General features: G+C 46.9%; 16 protein-coding genes. 9 read left to right on the top strand and 7 right to left on the bottom strand.

The window, feature by feature from the left end; translation table 11 throughout:
• Positions 1-103: 103 nt before the first annotated feature.
• Positions 104-739, top strand: coding sequence for a TIGR04219 family outer membrane beta-barrel protein (locus tag OCV29_RS12165; protein WP_073603191.1), 636 nt, complete (start codon positions 104-106; stop codon positions 737-739).
• A gap of 118 nt (positions 740-857) precedes the next feature.
• On the opposite strand, the gene lepB is transcribed toward OCV29_RS12165, so the two are convergent.
• On the bottom strand, positions 858-1,595 hold the full coding sequence (lepB, locus tag OCV29_RS12160) for a signal peptidase I (RefSeq protein WP_073603192.1): 738 nt from the start codon (positions 1,593-1,595) through the stop codon (positions 858-860).
• Between the two features lie 399 nt (positions 1,596-1,994).
• Here lepB and OCV29_RS12155 point away from each other — a divergent pair, with 399 nt between their 5' ends.
• Positions 1,995-2,726 carry a hypothetical protein gene (locus OCV29_RS12155; RefSeq protein WP_139281547.1) on the top strand — a complete coding sequence of 244 codons (732 nt, stop codon included), beginning with the start codon at positions 1,995-1,997 and terminating at the stop codon, positions 2,724-2,726.
• A 435-nt stretch (positions 2,727-3,161) separates the two neighbouring features.
• Complete coding sequence (locus OCV29_RS12150) at positions 3,162-4,340, top strand: ABC transporter substrate-binding protein (protein WP_073603194.1); 1,179 nt, start codon at positions 3,162-3,164, stop codon at positions 4,338-4,340.
• A gap of 106 nt (positions 4,341-4,446) precedes the next feature.
• Here the strand turns inward: OCV29_RS12150 and OCV29_RS12145 are convergent, their stop codons facing one another.
• The gene (locus tag OCV29_RS12145) at positions 4,447-6,444 is read right to left on the bottom strand and encodes a peptidase U32 family protein (RefSeq protein ID WP_073603252.1); all 1,998 of its coding nucleotides are present in this window, start codon (positions 6,442-6,444) and stop codon (positions 4,447-4,449) included.
• Between the two features lie 303 nt (positions 6,445-6,747).
• Positions 6,748-7,614 (bottom strand): AraC family transcriptional regulator, encoded by an 867-nt coding sequence (locus OCV29_RS12140; protein WP_139281548.1) that lies wholly within the window; start codon positions 7,612-7,614, stop codon positions 6,748-6,750.
• 74 nt (positions 7,615-7,688) lie between these two features.
• Here OCV29_RS12140 and OCV29_RS12135 point away from each other — a divergent pair, with 74 nt between their 5' ends.
• Together OCV29_RS12135 and OCV29_RS12130 are read left to right on the top strand one after the other, a co-directional pair.
• Entirely contained in the window at positions 7,689-8,237 is a 549-nt protein-coding gene (locus OCV29_RS12135; RefSeq protein WP_084193278.1) for a carboxymuconolactone decarboxylase family protein, read from the top strand.
• A 13-nt stretch (positions 8,238-8,250) separates the two neighbouring features.
• The gene (locus OCV29_RS12130; RefSeq protein WP_073603197.1) at positions 8,251-8,652 is read left to right on the top strand and encodes a hypothetical protein; all 402 of its coding nucleotides are present in this window, start codon (positions 8,251-8,253) and stop codon (positions 8,650-8,652) included.
• An 875-nt stretch (positions 8,653-9,527) separates the two neighbouring features.
• Here the strand turns inward: OCV29_RS12130 and OCV29_RS12125 are convergent.
• Positions 9,528-10,409 (bottom strand): alpha/beta fold hydrolase, encoded by an 882-nt coding sequence (locus tag OCV29_RS12125; protein WP_073603198.1) that lies wholly within the window; start codon positions 10,407-10,409, stop codon positions 9,528-9,530.
• Positions 10,410-10,523: 114 nt separating this feature from the next.
• On the opposite strand from OCV29_RS12125, the gene OCV29_RS12120 reads away from it, so the two are divergent.
• Entirely contained in the window at positions 10,524-11,111 is a 588-nt protein-coding gene (locus OCV29_RS12120; protein ID WP_073603253.1) for a CGNR zinc finger domain-containing protein, read from the top strand.
• Between the two features lie 139 nt (positions 11,112-11,250).
• On the opposite strand, the gene OCV29_RS12115 is transcribed toward OCV29_RS12120, so the two are convergent.
• Positions 11,251-12,000 carry a 5'-nucleotidase, lipoprotein e(P4) family gene (locus tag OCV29_RS12115; protein WP_084193280.1) on the bottom strand — a complete coding sequence of 250 codons (750 nt, stop codon included), beginning with the start codon at positions 11,998-12,000 and terminating at the stop codon, positions 11,251-11,253.
• Between the two features lie 294 nt (positions 12,001-12,294).
• Between OCV29_RS12115 and OCV29_RS12110 the strand changes: the two genes are divergently transcribed.
• Both OCV29_RS12110 and OCV29_RS12105 read left to right on the top strand, forming a co-directional pair.
• On the top strand, positions 12,295-12,561 hold the full coding sequence (locus tag OCV29_RS12110; protein ID WP_073603199.1) for a 4Fe-4S dicluster domain-containing protein: 267 nt from the start codon (positions 12,295-12,297) through the stop codon (positions 12,559-12,561).
• On the top strand, positions 12,561-14,342 hold the full coding sequence (locus OCV29_RS12105) for an FAD-binding protein (protein ID WP_073603200.1): 1,782 nt from the start codon (positions 12,561-12,563) through the stop codon (positions 14,340-14,342). The genes OCV29_RS12110 and OCV29_RS12105 overlap by 1 nt, the downstream gene beginning before the upstream one ends.
• Here the strand turns inward: OCV29_RS12105 and OCV29_RS12100 are convergent.
• The gene (locus tag OCV29_RS12100) at positions 14,339-15,220 is read right to left on the bottom strand and encodes a LysR family transcriptional regulator (protein WP_073603201.1); all 882 of its coding nucleotides are present in this window, start codon (positions 15,218-15,220) and stop codon (positions 14,339-14,341) included. The two genes, OCV29_RS12105 and OCV29_RS12100, sit on opposite strands and share 4 nt — an antisense overlap.
• A gap of 185 nt (positions 15,221-15,405) precedes the next feature.
• On the bottom strand, positions 15,406-16,149 hold the full coding sequence (locus tag OCV29_RS12095; RefSeq protein ID WP_073603202.1) for a methyltransferase domain-containing protein: 744 nt from the start codon (positions 16,147-16,149) through the stop codon (positions 15,406-15,408).
• 291 nt (positions 16,150-16,440) lie between these two features.
• Here OCV29_RS12095 and OCV29_RS12090 point away from each other — a divergent pair, with 291 nt between their 5' ends.
• Complete coding sequence (locus OCV29_RS12090; RefSeq protein WP_084193281.1) at positions 16,441-17,556, top strand: glycyl-radical enzyme activating protein; 1,116 nt, start codon at positions 16,441-16,443, stop codon at positions 17,554-17,556.
• The last annotated feature ends 35 nt before the right edge of the window (positions 17,557-17,591 follow it).

Genomic DNA, 17,591 nt, shown 5'->3' with positions numbered 1-17,591 from the left:
CACCTGATCCGAATTATCCGAAAGAAAAGGACAAGAACAAGCATCATCTGACTCTGTATGTTATAAAGAACTTATCTTTATACTGATCCGGAATTAGAAAACGATGATGAAACACACCCAACTATGTCTTTTACTCGCTGCACTGCCGGTATGTTCTGCGAATGCCGATGTACTTTTGGGCGGAGATATTGAAGTCAATGCCTGGAGTCAGGATTATGAACGTGACGGGCAGGGCGATGGTGATGATGTCAGTTATACGCTGGAAGCGTCAATTGAGCATCCGGTTCCTTTGATTCCCAATATCAGATATGCGCATTCATCGGTTGATGCAGATAGTTTTAAATATACCAAGCAGGACGTCACACTTTATTATGAAATACTGGATAATGATCTGGTTTCTTTTGATGTCGGGGCTGGTTTGACCTATCTGTCAGACGGTGAACTCGATGGTCAGTCCTTTGAAGGTTATGTCCCGAATGCTTATGCTGCGGCTGAAATAGGAATTCCGGGCACGCCACTGTTTATCTTTGGCAAGGGCTCCGGCATTTCATATTCCGATTATAAGATGTTTGATGCGTCAGCAGGGATTCAATATTCGATTGGTATGGGGATTTTCGATCTCGAGTTACAGGTCGGCTACCGGACGCAGTCATTTAATTTAAAAAGTTTTGATGACCTGCCCACAACACTGGATGCCGATGCATCCGGTTATTATGCAGGTGTAAATATTGACCTGTGATGTCAGTGAGGCTTTATTGAGAGTAAAGAAAACAGCCAGATTTAACTTTGGCTGTTTTTTATCACTGTAAAAATTTTAACCAACCCAACTGGTTAATGCACAGTTAATTTTATAATTCTTAATCAAAGAAATAATGCATGAATCGATTCAGAATATATGATTTGCCTATATATTTACCGTAGATATCCTGTCGCTTCACATAAGGATTTTTCCAGTGTCTGGAGTCCGAAGAGAGGGGAATATTATCTCCTAATACAAAAAAAGTATTTTTGGGGATGTTAAAAATACGGATATAGTCATCTGATAACAAGTTATCTTTGATACATATATTTTTAACTGCAATACAATATTGTTTATCTTTGGCATAGACGGTGCTACCACCAAGCGCAAATACCCTTTTTTCTACTTCGATATTTTTACTTTTCAGTTTGAATAGGATGATATCTCCCCGGTCGATTGGTTCTTGAGCATCAATATCCTTGTAGATTACAAATTCTCCCGATTTTATTGTAGGGAGCATACTCGTTCCTATTCCTAAGGTTATACCTAATTTTTTGGGAACATAGTAAGCACTGACATAAGATGCTATCAGCAATGGAACCAGGATAAGATAGCTTATTTTCTTTGAATAATGAGAGAAAAATGATGAACCAAGAAGCGCAATAAAAAGAACAAAAAACAGCCAGTACTTCATTTCGAAAATAGCTGGTGATAAGAAATCATTATTAAGACTACTGACTGTAAAAAAAAGTGGTGGAATACACCATAACAGGGCAACAGGTTTCGATTGAATCGCATCAGCGAATCCCAGTGTAAAGAGGTTGATAAAAGCGCGTAAGATATTTTTGAAGTTCAAGGGGGCATCCTGGTTAATCTGAATGAAAAAATGAAGGACTTCTGTTAATAACTGAAGTCATGGTTTCACCATATCTGTTGGTTATTATTGTTTACAACACAGCGCTTTCTCGATGGTTTTAATATGGTTAAACCTTTTGTAGTAATATTTTATTAAGTATTTATGATTAGAAATAAATTACATTAATTTACACTTACTTACAATGATACTTATCTGATTAAATATTAATTTTTTATGATGAGTCGTCATATTATTTCTTTGTAAATGATTTTATTATTTATATAATTAATGTTAAATGAAAGAAAAATAAACAAGGCGAATGAATTAAGAAAGATGATGGAACATTCTGTCCATAATACGTAATATAGCCCACTACAAAATATTCATAGGTTTTATAAAGTGAAAATAAAGCGGTGGTTATTCGTATTTTGGGTTTGTTTGGTTCTGTTACAGGCTTGTAGTTTAAATAGTGGGACTGATACCGATACCGAAGAGACATATATTCATCTTGATCATGGCCGTCTCTATTTCAGGGGGGAAATTACTGAGTTATCTGTCCGTCAGATATTCGCAGCGGTTAAAGATTATCAGGAGCCAGTGCACAAAATGACAGTCAACAGCACGGGGGGAGAAGTTCAGTCCGCAATGAAATTAGGCAGATGGGTATTTGACAATCATATTGACCTGACAATAGATCGGTTTTGCATGTCATCTTGTGCAAATTACCTGCTGACTGCTGCTCAATCCGTTCACATCAACAAAAATGCAATTGTCTACTGGCATGGTGGTGCAACACTCAGGGGAGAAGCTCTGTCTCTGGCCGATATTCCGTATTTCCAACATTCGATTGATATGGAGAAAGTATTTTTCAGGGATATCGGGGTAAACCAAAGAATTACTGATTATGGTCAGCTGGATGATTTTTCACTTCTTCAGACAACGGATGGGTGTATCAAAGCACACCAGAGAAAAGAATTACAAGGGTGGACATATACACTTGATGACCTGAAAAAATTCGGTGTTAATCATGTGACTTCAGATAATAAAAAGCCGCCGGTGATCTGGGAAGGGCAAATGTTGTCTTGTGTTATTCCGGTGACTTTATCAAAGATTGATTCTGATAAGGAATAGTTCCTGTCAGTATTACAACATGAGGAGTTATCAACATCACTTCAGTGATGCCAGATAAATCCTGACTCATTATTTACAGGGACAGGCACATCCTGTTTTTTGTCTTGCTGCTTTATGCATACGGATTGCCTGTTCCTGTATTCATTCCCTGCGCTGTCACGGTTTCAGCCGTAATTCTTTCCTGCCCGGAACAAACATTCTGTCATAAAAATCACTGTATATAACTTAGTCAGTTATTTCGATGAATAGCGTCAATTATTTCGGTTGAACAATTCAATTAATTCCATTTACATATTTGTAAAGAAAAATCAATGGCCTGAATAATACGCATTTCAAATCATGCCGGTAAGACAGAATACGAGCAAATATTAACCTGGAACTGTTGATATTTGCGCTTTGCAGTACAACACCAGTGATAATAACAATGAGGTCAACATGAAAAAAGGTAAGTCAGCATTTAAGCCCAGCCGCCGGCAGTTTTTACTGTCTTCTGCCAGTGCATCGGTCGCATTTGGTGCTTCAAGTGCATTTGGTGCGAATGCATTTGGCGGGCATCATCATTCTTATAACTCAAATAATTTTGTCAGTCAGGATTTTGAACAGGAAAGCCGGACGCTGGATGAAATCTATCAGGCAGCGATTGCTGAAGGTGGCAAACTGGTGATCTATGCCGGTGGAGACATCGACAGCCAGCAGGATCCGGTCCGGCAGGCTTTTCAGGCCCGTTTCCCGGAAATTGAGCTGGAAATTGTGGTGGATTACAGTAAATACCATGATGTCCGGGTGGACAATCAGCTAGAGACCAATACGCTGGTTCCGGATGTGGTTCAGTTGCAAACATTACAGGATTTTGAACGCTGGAAGTGCGATAACCGGTTGCTGAATTACAAGCCGCTGGACTTTGAAAATGTCTATCCCGGCCTGCGTGATCGCGATGGTGCCTGGTGTGCTGTTGGTATTATTCCGTTCAGTTTTGCCGTTGATCTGGAAGTTCTGGGTGACAATGCACCGATGAGCCCGAAGGATTTGATCAATAGTGAATGGAAGGGACAAATTGCCTCTTCTTATCCGAATGATGATGATGCTGTTGAATTCTTATTCAAAATGTATACCGAAGCATATGGCTGGGACTGGCTGGCAGCGCTGGCCGAGCAGGATCTCCAGTTCAAACGCGGTACGAACTCTGCCTCTGAAGCTTTGGCAAATAAAGAAAAACCGATCGCACTGGGTGTGGGTGGCTCTGCTGTAACGGCGGAAGGAAGTACCACTCAATGGGTGCTGCCGGAAAGTGAACCGTTTATGGCATGGGGCCAACGGGCAGGGATCATGAAAGATGCCAGCCACCCTGAAGCGGCGAAGCTATACATGAACTGGGTGATTTCTGATGAAGTGCAGAGTTTCACTTTCTCCGGATGGACTATCCGTCAGGATATCTCACCCCGTGGCGGTTTGAAGCATATCTGGGAATATCCGAATGCGAACTTCCCGCAGTTTCCTGAATTTATGAGAAACCGGATGGAAGTCGAGCTTTGGCGGCAAACCTTCTCGCTCTATTTTGGTGAAGTGACTGGTGATCCGTCTCCGGGATGGCTTGGATTACATCCGGGCGCCTGATAACCAAACGTTGATTCAGCCCGGCTGCAAACCATTTCTGGTTTGCAGCCGGTGTCGGTTTATGACGACCGGACAGTATCGGGATTCATGCGGGTATACCGGGTGTTTATAATCCTTTCCGGTATTGCCGATCGGTCGTATTCATCACCGATGCAGTCAGCTCACGCATCGCATCATCATTTCCCTGAATCATTTGCAAAAACAGACCAACCAACGCTGGTTTTTCCACATGTATCCGGGTTTGGGTCGGGATATGGCGCAGATCAATCATGATATCCGTATATAAAGCCGGCAAATCATGAAGCAGCGAGGGATTGAAGAAATTCACCTCACTGTATAAACGATTATGGCTGCCTCTCTGTTTATTGATGACAAAGGGGGTGTCTTTCAGGTTAATAATTGAAGCCGTTTTTTCACATCGTTTCATGCATCCGGTGTTCATGCGTTGCTTCCGGCAGCCGATGCTTTGAATGAACAGGCACTGACGGCTGATGAGCAGCTCAACCGGATGATACAGGCTGTAAAACAGCCGGAATTGTTCCGGTCTCACGATTTTTCTCATTTGCAGCGCATTAAGTTCACCGGAAATAAATGCGCCGCTGCTGCTGAGTTCATCAGCGAGGCATTTTACAGCAAGCGAATTGGTGATATTGAGTTGTGGCCCGGCAACCCAGGGTATATTCAGTGTATTGGCCAGTTCTGCAATGCCGAGATTATTGGTGATCAGCATGGGAGGTCGGGTTTGCGTCAAGAGTTCCTGTGCTGCCTGATAGTGCTCTCCGATCATAATGGCCGGGAAAAATGGACTCAGCGCCGGATGATGCTGAAACAATGCGACCATCTCATCCATCTGATAACTCAGGGCATCCGGGATTTGCCAGAAAAAACCGGCTTCCGGGTAATCATTCAACAGGTTGAGATCCTTGTGCTCAGCGATCAGAACAGACAGTTTGGGACAACCATTGGCGGATGATTCAGGTGATGCTTGCGGGAGCGGAATATCAATCGCCCGGCCATTGTTTTTCAGGCTTCGGCCGGTGCTGACCTCAACCGGCATGGCTTGTGTGATCTTTTCCACATGGTTCATGATACGGGTGGTCTTGTCATATAAAGACTGTTTTACCTGTCGGGCTTCTTCAGGTGTATGACATTGATATACTTCAGTAAAATGTGTCGCAGCGTGGTTGCGCGGATTATCAATATACATATTTCGGTGAATGTCGCCGCGCAAATAGCCATTGGAAAAATCACGGTTAAAGACGGAATAGAGTTCGGTCATATCCGTCAGCATTTCGCCGGTGGAGCAGAAGTGGTCAATCTGCTGACGCCAGTTATCCACCACGGTATAAACGTAATGCGGTTTTTTGATCCGGCCTTCTACTTTGAGTGAATACACCCCGGCGTTTGCCAGCGCTTCTATATCAGAAAATGCGGCGTTGTCTTTCAGGTTCAGCGGATAGTTTTTCCCGGCATCGGTCGTTTGATACTGATCCCTGCAGGGCTGACTGCATCGTCCGCGGTTACCCGAAGCGCCATTGCGCACCGAGCTGAAATAACATACCCCGGAAAATCCAATGCAATAGGAGCCGTGGACGAAGACTTCCGTCAGGACGTTGTGCCGGCGGCCAAATTGGGCCAACTGGGTGATTTCTTCCAGGTTCAGTTCCCGTGACAAGTTGACCCGACCGGCACCCAACCGGCTCAATAACAGTATCTGACCTTCATTATGGGTGTTCATCTGGGTTGAAGCGTGCATCTCTGATTGCGGGAAGTGATGCTTGATCAGGTAAGCCAGCCCCAGATCCTGCACAATCACACCATCGATGGCTGTTTCGGTCAGTTGTTTCAACAGCCGGATGATGGCCGGGATTTCATTTTCCAGCACGACAATATTCAGGGTTAAAAATATTTTGCAATCATGCTGGTGAGCCAGCTTTAATACGCCATCCAGAACATCAAAAGTAATGTTGGCCGCCCGGTTTCGGGCATTAAACCGGTCCAGTCCACAGTAAACCGCATCGGCACCTGCAGCAATAGCAGCTTTAATTGAATCCAAATCTCCGCCCGGTGCCAGTAATTCAAATTGCTTTTTTTGAAACCCCAAACCTTCCACCCTGTATTTTGAATCGTAGCCGGGGATTATAACGACCCCGGTCATATTGATCGAGTTTGTTTCCGGAGGGCTGACGCTTATCTTTTATGGGGAGGCGTTTATGGGGACAGACACCATTTATGTTTTGTGGGGACAGACATGTTTTGTGGGGACAGACATAACTATCGACACGTTTATGGGGACAGGCACAATTATATGATACTTGAGAGGACAGACATCACATCGGACATCACTATCGGGGCTCATTCATCGTTGATATTTGTCGGGACAGGCATGAGCGGCTGTCCCTGATGATCACTGCTGATTCGTTTTGCCCGGATTAAAACCAAAATGTTTCATAAATACCCGTGAAAATGCCGATTCTGACTGATAGCCGACCCGATAAGAGACAGCGCTGACACTTTGGCCCTTTTTCAACAGCCCCAGGGCCATCTGCATTCGCCACCAGGTCAGATATTGCATCACGGTCCAGCCGCTGGTCGCCTTGAAGTGACTGGCAAAGCTGGTCCGGGACATCGCACTGATCCGTGCCAGTTGTTCAATGGTCCAGGGTTGTTCCGGGTTGGTATGCATCGCATTCATCGCCGCAGACAGACGGGCATCGGCATACAGTGCCAGCAAAGATGTCCGGGCCGGATGGTGTTCAAGAAAATGTCGCAGTGCATAGATAAATATCAGCTCCGAAAGCCGGTCAAGAATTGCACTGGTGCCGCTCCGGTGTGTGGCATTCTCCGTCACGATCAGCTTCAGCAAGGGCTCAAGCCAGATACCGGTTTGTTCATTTTTCAGAATCAGCACCTCCGGCAGCGATTTCAGCAGCATATCAACACCCGCGTGGCCGAAGTCTACTTTGGCACACAGCAGGTCTGTATCTGTCATGGTGTCTGGCCGGGATGATGCAGATGACGCCATGGCATGATGCAGTTCTTTGGGGAACAGGATCAGATCACCATAGCCGAGCACAGTGTCACCGTAGTCCGGAATGGATAAGTGGCACTGACCGCCGGTGACCAGATGAAAACAGGTTTTTCCGGTTTGTGTCTGTTCAAGTTTCCAGTTTCCGCACAAGCGGGCATTGTGATACACCTCGGTATGAAACTGAAATTGTTGGATAAGTTCTGAGAAAGCTTCCATATGTACGATTGAGCAGATAATTGGCACGATTAAGCATTCATCATACAAGCTACGGGTTATAAAGTGTACCTGTCTTTTTTATAGTAAGAGTTCAGGAGTACATGATGACCGATTTTAAATTTCATACCCCAACCGATTCATCTGAGGCAGGGAAAGCAATTCTGACGCAGGTGCAGAACAACTATGGCTTTGTCCCGAATCTGTTCGCTTATATGGCCGAATCTCCGGTGACGGTTCAGGCCTATCTGAGTTTAACCAAACTGCTTGAAAGCTTATCGCTGACACCGGCTCAGTCCCAAACGGCGCTGCTGGCGATCAGTCAGGCCAATGGTTGCGATTTTTGTACCGTCGCTCATCATGCCATTGGCAAAATGAAAGGCATGTCGCCGCAAACCGCCAGCGAAATTGTGAATGGCGAAACCGTGACCGATGAGAAAGATCGGGCGTTGGTTCAGTTCTCACGGCAACTGATTGAAAAGCGAGGCTGGCTTGATGCGCAGGACTTAGATGCATTTTTTGCTGCCGGATTTGAACAAAAACATGTGTTCGAAATTATTTTGATTGCCGCGATCAAAACCCTGTCCAACTACAGTAATCACCTGACGAAACCGGAAGTAAACCCGGAACTACAGGCATTGCTGAATCAATAACAGGAGAATAATCATGCTTTATGACGTGAAACATATTGGTCTGAATGTCCCCTTTGCGCAGGCATTTAGTTATATTGCGGACCCGCTAACACTGCCGGAATGGACCAATGCTTTTGCCCGCACTGACAGCGATGGCCATGCCACATTGGCAACGCCAGAGGGTGAAGTGGAGATTTTTCTGGAAGTAATCGCCGATCCGGATGCCGGTACGGTTGACTGGAAGATGTATTTTCCGGATGACAGTGTGGGCACGGCTTATTCCCGGCTGGTGGCGCTGACCGGTGAAACCTGTGCTTACAGCTTTACCCTGACCCCACCACCGGTACCGCTGGAAGCACTGGAAGGTGCATTGTCGGCACAGTCGGAGATTCTGGCGCAGGAGTTGAAAACACTGAAGACCAGGCTGGAGGCTTAGCTTCAGCAGACGGGGCTGAGGGTGATGCCCCGTCTGGCATTTTGTGGGGACAGGCATCGGATGTTTTGAACTTGACCTGGTCTTGTGGAAACAGACACCAAGTCAGTCCCTTTTTAGCCGGGAAGATTTTGGCTGTGTGGGGGTTTGGTGCGCTGGTTTGTTTTGTTGAACCAAGCGGCTGCTTTGCTTGCGCCCCAGTGACTTTTCACGGAGGAAAAGTCACCAAAACTCCTTTTGGGTCAGACTATTGTGGGGTAATGCGGAACGGATTTATTCGCGTCCTGCTCAAAAATCCTTAAAAACCCATCCGGGGTTTTTATCCGCAGGGTATTGGATTTCTCTGGCTTTGAAGAGTGTGAGGGCTGTCCTTTATTTTTTATGTGCATTATTCCTTTGAATAAATTGTCGTCAGAAATTTATGGCAATTTTATGGGGACAGGCGCCTGTCCCTGGAAGATTTTGGCTGTGGTGGTGGTTTGGTGCGCTGGTTTGTTTTGTTGCTCCAAGCAGCTGTTTTGCTTGCGCCCCAGTGACTTTTCACGGAGGAAAAGTCACCAAAACTCCTTTTGGGTCAGACTTTTGTGGGGTAATGCGGAACGGATTTATTCGCGTCCTGCTCAAAAATCCTTAAAAACCCATCCGGGGTTTTTATCCGCAGGGTATTGGATTTCTCTGGTTTTGAAGAGTGCGAGGGCTGTCATTTATTTTTTATGTGCATTATTTCTTTGAATAAACTGTCTTCAGAATTTTATGGGGACAGGCACCTGTCTCTCCTGTCTCTTCGAAACCTCACTCAGTTAGTGAAATAAAATTTGCAGGGACAGACGTCGGGAGAAACGCCTGTTCCTGCCGGAGAAAAAACGAAGACGTAACGCTTAATCCAAAACTCTTGTCAGGAAATCCCGCATGAGTGCGGCAATTTCACCACAATGTGTTTCCAGCGCGAAGTGGCCTGTTTCCAGCAGATGAATTTCTGCGTTTGGCAGATCCCGTTGATAGGCTTTTGCTCCGGCGGGAATAAATGCCGGGTCAAATTTTCCCCAGGTCGCCAGAAGAGGAGGCTGTTGAGTGCGGAAGTATGCCTGGAATTCCGGATAGCGCTGCACGTTGCTGCGATAATCCAGAATTAAGTCGAGCTGGATGTCTTCCGCTTCAGGCCGGGACATATAAGCAATATCGAGTTCATAGCCGTCTGGTGATAACTGAGCAGGATTGACGCCTGTTCCGTATTGCCAGTCGCGAATCACTTCCGGAGCCAGTGTTTCCCGGCAGGCTTCCCGGTTCTCTTCACTTTCATCAACCCAGTAAGCCTGCCATGGAGTCCAGCCATCCTCACTGAAACCATCAAGGTATGCATTGCCATTTTGAGAGATGATAGCCGTTACTTTTTCAGGATGACGCATCGCCAGCCTGAGCCCGACCGGGGCACCGTAATCAAAGATATAAAGTGCGTAGCTATCCAGTGCCAGCTTTTGAGTCAGTTTCTCAAGCACATTCGCCAGATTGTCAAAAGTGTAGCTGAACACTGTGCGCGATGGTGCTTTTGTTTGACCAAAGCCGGGCAAATCCGGAGCGATTAACCGGTAGCGATCTGCAAGTAACGGGATTAAATCACGAAACATGTGGCTGGCACTGGGGAATCCGTGCAGCAACAGGATAACCGGCGCGTCAGCAGGGCCTGCTTCCCTGTAAAAAACATCTGTATTTTCAACGGAAACAAATTGATGCCTGACCGGGTAATGTTGATTGATTGTCATGTGTAACCTTTTATTTGTATTTTTAAAGGTTACAAACTAGCAGTGTGCTTGTAACTTGTCAAAGTTATTTTTAAAGGTTACAATTTTTCGCCTTCTATGATGAGTGAGACCGTTATGACTGATTCCCCCCGTTTCCCGGTTGAAGTTCTGATGTCAGGTGACCATTTAGCTCTTAACTTTCTGAATACGAAAGCGATGATTGATGGCAGTTTGATTGATTACTTTCATACGGATGAAGATGTGCTTGCCTGGTTGAGACAGCAAGGTATCAATGAGGATGATACAGGGACACCCTGTGACGAACCCGGCGTTTTACTTCAGGAAGCCAGACAATTGCGGCAGGTGATTGGCAAGCTGGTCACTGAGAAAAAAAATGATTGCCTGAATGATGTATCAGCGTTGCAAACGTTTTTACTTGAAGGTATCAGCTGGACGGGGTTGGTTGAACAGGATTCTGGTGACTGGTCACTGATAAAACACTATGGCCGTCAGTCGCCAAAACAAATACTGGCTCCCATTTCTGAAGCGGCAGCACATTTGGTCGCGGAAGTTGATTTCAGCAAGGTAAAACAATGTGAGCACAGTGACTGTATTCTTTGGTTTTTCGATAAAACCAAATCCCACAGGAGAAGGTGGTGCAGCATGAAGCTCTGCGGGAACCGGCATAAAGTGGCAAAATTCAGACAAAAGCAAAAATTATGAGTGCCGTACTCTCAGATGGCAGTGGCGGTTGATACCGCCACTGCAAAAATCCTCACCCCAAATCATCAGACTCTGTTTTGCCGTGACACAGGTTATTATCCCTGAATGACTGTTCGGGATGAAGCCGTCACCTGAAAGATTACTTCCAGCTGTTCAGCGATGCTTTTGTCCATGAACCATAAGCGGCGTTCGGGAAGACAATCCAGTCATAGCCAAAGTGAGCGGCATCTTTTTCAACCAGTTTCTGGTTATATCCGACCGGTTTTTTGTTCTTATACTGTGGAGCAAAATCAGGCAGTGAATCCCCAAGCAACATGATGATGTGGTGTGTCTGGCGAATGTGCTGACGGCGTGCTTCTTTGGAATCTTTGTAGAGTAACACGGTTTGGGGGCTGACCTGTGGCAGTCCGAGTGCTTTTAATGTCTTGATTGTTGAAGCTTTGGTTTCATCATATCGGTTAGACACGTAATAAATGCTGATTTTTTTCTGGTCAACTGTATCAAGGAACTGTTTTGCGCCGGGAATTAATGTCGGGTGGCCCTGTCTTTCCCAGTCTTTCCAGTGATCCCAAGTGGTGTAGTCCAGACAGTTGTTCATGTCACGAACCATCATCGGTGTATTATCCAGCACGGTTTCATCCAGATCGAAGACAACTGCCAGCGGCTTTTTCTGTGATTGATTTTCTTGAACGAGCTGCCCGAAACGAAGTTGTGCCAGCTGATAAGTCTGGCGCTGAAGCGCTTTGATTTCAGCGGAACGTTGTTGATAACGTAGTGCCATTTCATAAGCTTTGGGCTGACAAAGTTGCTCTGAATTTGCGGCAAAAGATGGCTGGCTGGTGAGTCCGGACAGGAACGCCAGACCACATAAAGTGTATATTTTTTTCATAAGTAATTACTTTTTATTTAAAAATCAATGAGAAAATTGAGTATGGCACTCAGGTTGAGCTTTCGGCGAAAGAGATTAACACACTTAGGTTACATTGATATTTCTGTTAATTGCCTGGGGTGGTTGCTGATCCTGTCGGGGGACAATACCTCTCAGGTATTGCACCGGTGATATAAAGTATTTCCCAAAAAAGTGATTAGCGCTTAATTTCATCAATACCTTCATCCACAGGCCGCCATTGAGTGCGGGCGGATAAGCCGTCTGACACAGCGGAAGCATCAGGGAGTAAGCAGAGTGAATGTCATAAAAATTGATAAAGTACGGTGTACCGGATGCAAGTCTTGCTACCGGGCTTGTTGGGTCGATGTCATTCGCTGGGATGAGGAAAACGACTGTCCTTTGATCGCATACCCGGAAGATTGCGTCGAATGTGGGTTGTGTGAAATTAACTGCTTTCCACAGGCCATTGAGGTGGTTCCGTCTTTTGATCGTGACTGGCCGGATATTTATCAGTCGCGCTATCTGACTCAGTCTGGTGTTGTCACAAAGGCGGTGCAGTGATGAAGACAATCGCTTCAGATGACAACATGTATCAAACGGATATCCTGGTGGTGGGGTACGGCTCAGCGGGGCTGGCGGCTGCGCTGGCAGCAAAAGATGCGCATCCCCGGCTGGCGGTGCTGGCGGCTGATAAAGCCTGTCCCGGCTTTGGTGGCAAAGCGAATAAAGGCGGTGGTCACTGCGCCTTTATCCCTGAAGGCGGGGAAGAAGCTTATGTTGAATATCAGGTGCGCAATCTGGGCGATTATCTCAGTGAGCAGCACTTGTTGCGGGATTATGCCAATGCGACCCGACAGGTGATCAACCGGATGATGACGTACGGTGTACAGTTCTACGGTCAGAAAAAACCGTTCAGCGGGCATCCGGTGATTCCGTGGAAAGTGATGACGGTCGATCTCGATTTTATGCAGCGTCTGGCCAGAAGGGCCAAAGCTGCGGGCGTGAAATTTCTGGAAAAAGTCTCAATTGTCGATCTGCTGACCAACGGGAACCGGGTGGTGGGGGCGATAGGATTTAGCCTGTTGACCGGTGAAACGATTCTTATCAGGGCTAAAGCGGTCATTTTGGCGAATGGTAATCAAAACTGGCGGATTATGCGGATGTGGGCCAGTGGCCGGGGAGATGGTATTGCTGCGGCTTACCGGGCCGGAGCGAAAATGCGCAATGCCGAGTTTGGCTCATTCGTTGGCATGACCAGTGTTGACCATGGACATATGGCATATGGTGCTGAGGATGCCTTATATAACGCCAGAGGCGAGAGCATCTCTGAATTTGCCCGTCCGTTTCTCAAAGACAATCCGAATCTCGGTACTCTGGGCGGTATCGATCTGGGCGGCAATCATGCTTTGTTAATGCATTGGGAAGTCAAAAAAGGCAATGGCCCGATTTATCAGAACAGTCGTGAAAATGGATTTGTGGTTTCTCCGGCCGGGCGGAATCTGGCACCGGAGGTCGGGCAGGCCGATCCCGGTTGGTATCGGCCGGTTGCGCATAAGTTCTGGCATGGGCTGTATCAGAAAAAAATACAGGGTTACCGGGACAATCAAGTGATGAAAGAAATTGTACCGGGATTTATCGGTGAGTGTAGTCCGGTGTATGTAGGCCGGGATATGGCAACCAGCATGAAAGGCTTGTACGCTGCCGGTGATATTTGTGCCTGCGGTAATGCAGCGACAGGTGCAGTCCCATCCCCACCGGGGCGTAACCGTGGCACGGGGCTGATGTGGTCGTGGTTTATGGGACTGCGGGCCGGTGAATCAGCGGCTGATTTTGCTGCTGCCACTTCCCGGCACTGTGCGGTTGATTACAATCAGGCCAGTGCATTGAAAGCCCGCTTTATGGCGCCGCTTGTAAGGACAGACGGCATTACGGTGGATGAGATTTTAAAACCACTGCAACATATCATGAGTGCGATTGATTTATCCGCATGGAAACATGAAAGCCGGATGAATCGTGCGTTAGCTGAAGTGCTGGCGCTGAAAGAAAAACTACCGGAGATGAAGGTTGAAGACGCACATTATTTGTCAGCAGCGAATGAAGTGACCAGTATGGTGCTGTGTTCTGAAATGTTTTTCCGGGCGGCACTGGCAAGAAAAGAGAGCCGGGGCTGGTTTATCCGTGAAGATTATCCGGACCGGGACGATCAGGCCTTTTGTCAATGGGTGGTGTTGCAGCACCGGTCCGGTGAGATGTCAGTGAGTTTTGAACAGTTGCCATTGCATGAGTATCGCTATCATCCCGGCGACAGGACGATAAAAAGCTCACCGATGCTGTCCGGTTAGCCGTTTTTGGCGGTAAAAATACGGGTCAGTTTTTGTGTTGCTGGTGAAGGATGATGACGGGATGTGATCAAGACCAGCTCACAATTCATATCCGGTTCCAGTGGTTTGATGACGACATGTCCGGGTACCAGTTCAGATTGAAAATCAGAGATGAAACAGCAGCCGCCACCGATGGATACAGACTGGATGGCTGACATGACATTATCACAGCAGATAGCGGCGGTCATGAGCTCAGTCTCTGACTGGTCCAGTAATTGTCTGATGGCTGCCTGATAAAAAGGGGAGTCAGTTTTTTTCGGCAGGCAGAGCGGAAAACCCGCCAGATCACAAAGGCGCAGACTGGATTTGTCGGCCAGTGGTGTGTGTTTTGAAATAGCAACCATAATCCGTTGCCGGCTGACCGGATAAGTATCCAGATCCGGGTCTTCAACCGGGCCGATCAGAAACCCGGCATCTAAGCTGCCATCTTTTACCCCTTTGACTAATTCGCACTCTTTACCGGATGTCAGACTGATGGTTAAGTCCGGGTATCTGGCTTTGGCTGGTTTGAGCACTTTATCGAAAAAAGGTGGCTCAGAACCAAAGACCAGCCCGGCGCTCAGTTCATTCTCTGTGATTGAGGCCGCTTTTAATGCCAGTGATTTGGCACGTTCAAATTCTTCAAGGATAATTTTTGCATGGATCAGAAACACTTCCCCCGCAGGTGTCAGTGCCAGCTCATGCGGCGAGCGGTTCAGCAACCGGGTGCCGACGATACTTTCCAGCCGTTTAATTTGACGGCTGATTGAAGGCTGAACGGTGTTGAGCTGTTGTGCGGCTCTGGAAAAATTCCGGTATTCAGCCACAGTAATAAAATATTGGAGATAGCGCAGATACATAAGCAGGGCTCCATAGGCGACATCAGCCTATTCTATACCTATACTCAATGGATTGAATACCCGGTATCCTTTGGTTTCCCGAAGACTTTGGTTTCCCGAAGAGCAATCTCGACCTGAAAGACCAGATCTGGCTAAAAACCAGAAGCGGCGAAGAACCAGAAGCAACCAAAGATTTTTCCAGGCTTTCAGGACGAATAGCGAAGAATTGCTGTTGGCACCGGGCTTGAAGGAATGATCTCCCCGGAGAAGCCTTCCCGTGCGGCTTCATCGATGACCTGTCCGATGCCAAAGGCGCGCCAGTCTCTCTCAATTTTAAACTCGCGCTGAACCTGATGATTGCGGATGACTTTATACGTCATTGTCCAGTGCATCATCGTTTGACTGCCCGGTTCACCCTGCAAATAGACTTCATAAGTCTGCTGACCAATCTGTTTGCTGCCAACTTTCATGGTTTCTACCCGCTGAGGATGATCGACCATCATGGTATCAACCAGAATGGCGCCGTCATGACAAATATTGCGGGCAAGTCGCTGCCAGAGCGCAGCTCTGTCCGTTTCATCAAAAAATCCGATGCAACCGCAGACCGTCGCAGCTGAGAATGAAGAGGGAAGATCAGCATCCTGAAAGCTATCGGCAATAACGGTGACTCTGTGCTGAATTTCTGGTTGCATCATTAGCCGGGTCATCAGCCCGACCCGCATTGCTGCAGAAGGTTCGATGGCAAACAGATGAATGTCTGGTATGGTTTTGGCTATCATGCTCAGTTCCAGTCCGGTTCCGGTCCCGATATTCAGCCAGTTTCCGCTCGGGGCGTTCATCTGCCGGAGGGTCTCTGTAAATGATGGTTGCCTTTGCTGCCAGTGCGCTTCGCTCAAAATATCATACATTTCTGCGGACAGGGCGTCGTAGTCAGTGATATGTTCGGTCATCGGTATTTCCTCATAATTTCAACTGAATGAGACTGTACTCAAACCATCTTCAGGTGGTTCGGATATAGAGACAGTCTGCATGACGGAAAATTCATCATGGTTGACTCCGGGGAGATTAAAATCCGGAAATATGGAAGCAGTAAAACAAGTCAGGCGTGCCTGTCCTGATAAATTTCTGATAAATTATCGCCTGTCCTCACAAATTCTCTCCATTGTGGAGGAATAATCAACACGATCTGAAAAGACTCATTACACTTGTTAATATCTATCAATTGCATATTTGTGGAATGTATGTGCCGTTTGTCCCAAACTGATGTGGCGCTTCCGGTGAGCGATATTGAAAACAAGCGTCGTGAATTTTCTCAGGGTGTCTGCTCAGAGGAGTGTCTGGCCGAAGAAACCGATAACTATTCCGGAGCCGGGCTGCTGTCACCAGATAAAACCAGCACCCGTGATGAGGTGATTCTGGCAACCCTCCGCCATGAGAGTGATGAAATCATTTCTTACTTTGATCTTTCTTTTCAGTCGGTATACGACGGTCCTGGTGTTCGGGTGGTGGTGTTTATGCAGGGATGTCATGCCGACTGTGTCTGGTGCCATTCTCCCCATGCGCGGCCAGCGTCATCGCCGGTGTTGTTTTTTGAGCAGCGCTGCACGTCATGCCGCCGGTGCGAAGCGGTCTGTCCCGGTTATGTGCACAAGTTTCAGGAGAACAGGCATGTGTTAAACCGGGAGAATTGCATTCAGTGCGGCCAGTGTATTGAGGCTTGCCCCCAATCTTCAGCCTATCAGTCTGTCAGTACTTTATCTCTGCCAACAACCCAAATGCCGGTTGGCTTGCTGTTTCAGAATATTTCTCCGCATCTGAATATGATCAAACGATTTGGCGGTATCACCCTGAGTGGCGGAGAAGCTTTATTGCAGAAAAAAGCGGCGATTCAGTTATTGTCTTTGTGTAAAGCTGCCGGGATTCATACCGCCATCGAAACTTCAGGTTTACTACCGGCGAAGTTATACCGGGATCTGGATGAGCTGGTGGATTGCTGGCTGTACGGTATGCGGTTTACTACCAACTATCCGCACAAAGACCATACCCGGCTGATTGAGCGTTCGATGGCTGAAATTGCGAAATATCACACTGACATTCTGTACCGGATACCTGTGGTGCCCGGTCACACGGACACCGACTGGTATCTGAACAAATGTCTGGGGTTGTTAACTCAATATCAAAGTGAGCGGATATTTCTCAGCCCGTGGAATGTCCACACCAGTCATTATTATCAGGCTTCCGGTATCCGGGAAAAAATGCCCCTGCCGGATGCGGAACAGTGTCGTCAAAGTGAGCAAAAAATCCGGGACTTTTTTCAGCATCATCAGATAGAAATCGCAGATATCTCCACCTGCTGATTTCACCCGGCAAGCACCGTTTTCATCAACGTCAT

It is taken from the genome of Vibrio aerogenes, from assembly GCF_024346755.1.
Lineage (GTDB): Bacteria > Pseudomonadota > Gammaproteobacteria > Enterobacterales > Vibrionaceae > Vibrio > Vibrio aerogenes.
This window is presented reverse-complemented; position numbering and strand designations above follow the sequence as displayed.

Bases quoted from the DNA above. Each gene is read 5' to 3' on its own strand.
- OCV29_RS12165 (WP_073603191.1), top strand. From the start codon at position 104: ATGATGAAACACACCCAACTATGTCTTTTACTCGCTGCACTGCCGGTA.
- OCV29_RS12150 (WP_073603194.1), top strand. From the start codon at position 3,162: ATGAAAAAAGGTAAGTCAGCATTTAAGCCCAGCCGCCGGCAGTTTTTA.
- OCV29_RS12135 (WP_084193278.1), top strand. From the start codon at position 7,689: ATGATGACCGATTTTAAATTTCATACCCCAACCGATTCATCTGAGGCA.
- OCV29_RS12130 (WP_073603197.1), top strand. From the start codon at position 8,251: ATGCTTTATGACGTGAAACATATTGGTCTGAATGTCCCCTTTGCGCAG.
- OCV29_RS12125 (WP_073603198.1), bottom strand. From the start codon at position 10,409: ATGACAATCAATCAACATTACCCGGTCAGGCATCAATTTGTTTCCGTT.
- OCV29_RS12120 (WP_073603253.1), top strand. From the start codon at position 10,524: ATGACTGATTCCCCCCGTTTCCCGGTTGAAGTTCTGATGTCAGGTGAC.
- OCV29_RS12115 (WP_084193280.1), bottom strand. From the start codon at position 12,000: ATGAAAAAAATATACACTTTATGTGGTCTGGCGTTCCTGTCCGGACTC.
- OCV29_RS12105 (WP_073603200.1), top strand. From the start codon at position 12,561: ATGAAGACAATCGCTTCAGATGACAACATGTATCAAACGGATATCCTG.
- OCV29_RS12100 (WP_073603201.1), bottom strand. From the start codon at position 15,220: ATGTATCTGCGCTATCTCCAATATTTTATTACTGTGGCTGAATACCGG.
- OCV29_RS12095 (WP_073603202.1), bottom strand. From the start codon at position 16,149: ATGACCGAACATATCACTGACTACGACGCCCTGTCCGCAGAAATGTAT.
- OCV29_RS12090 (WP_084193281.1), top strand. From the start codon at position 16,441: ATGTGCCGTTTGTCCCAAACTGATGTGGCGCTTCCGGTGAGCGATATT.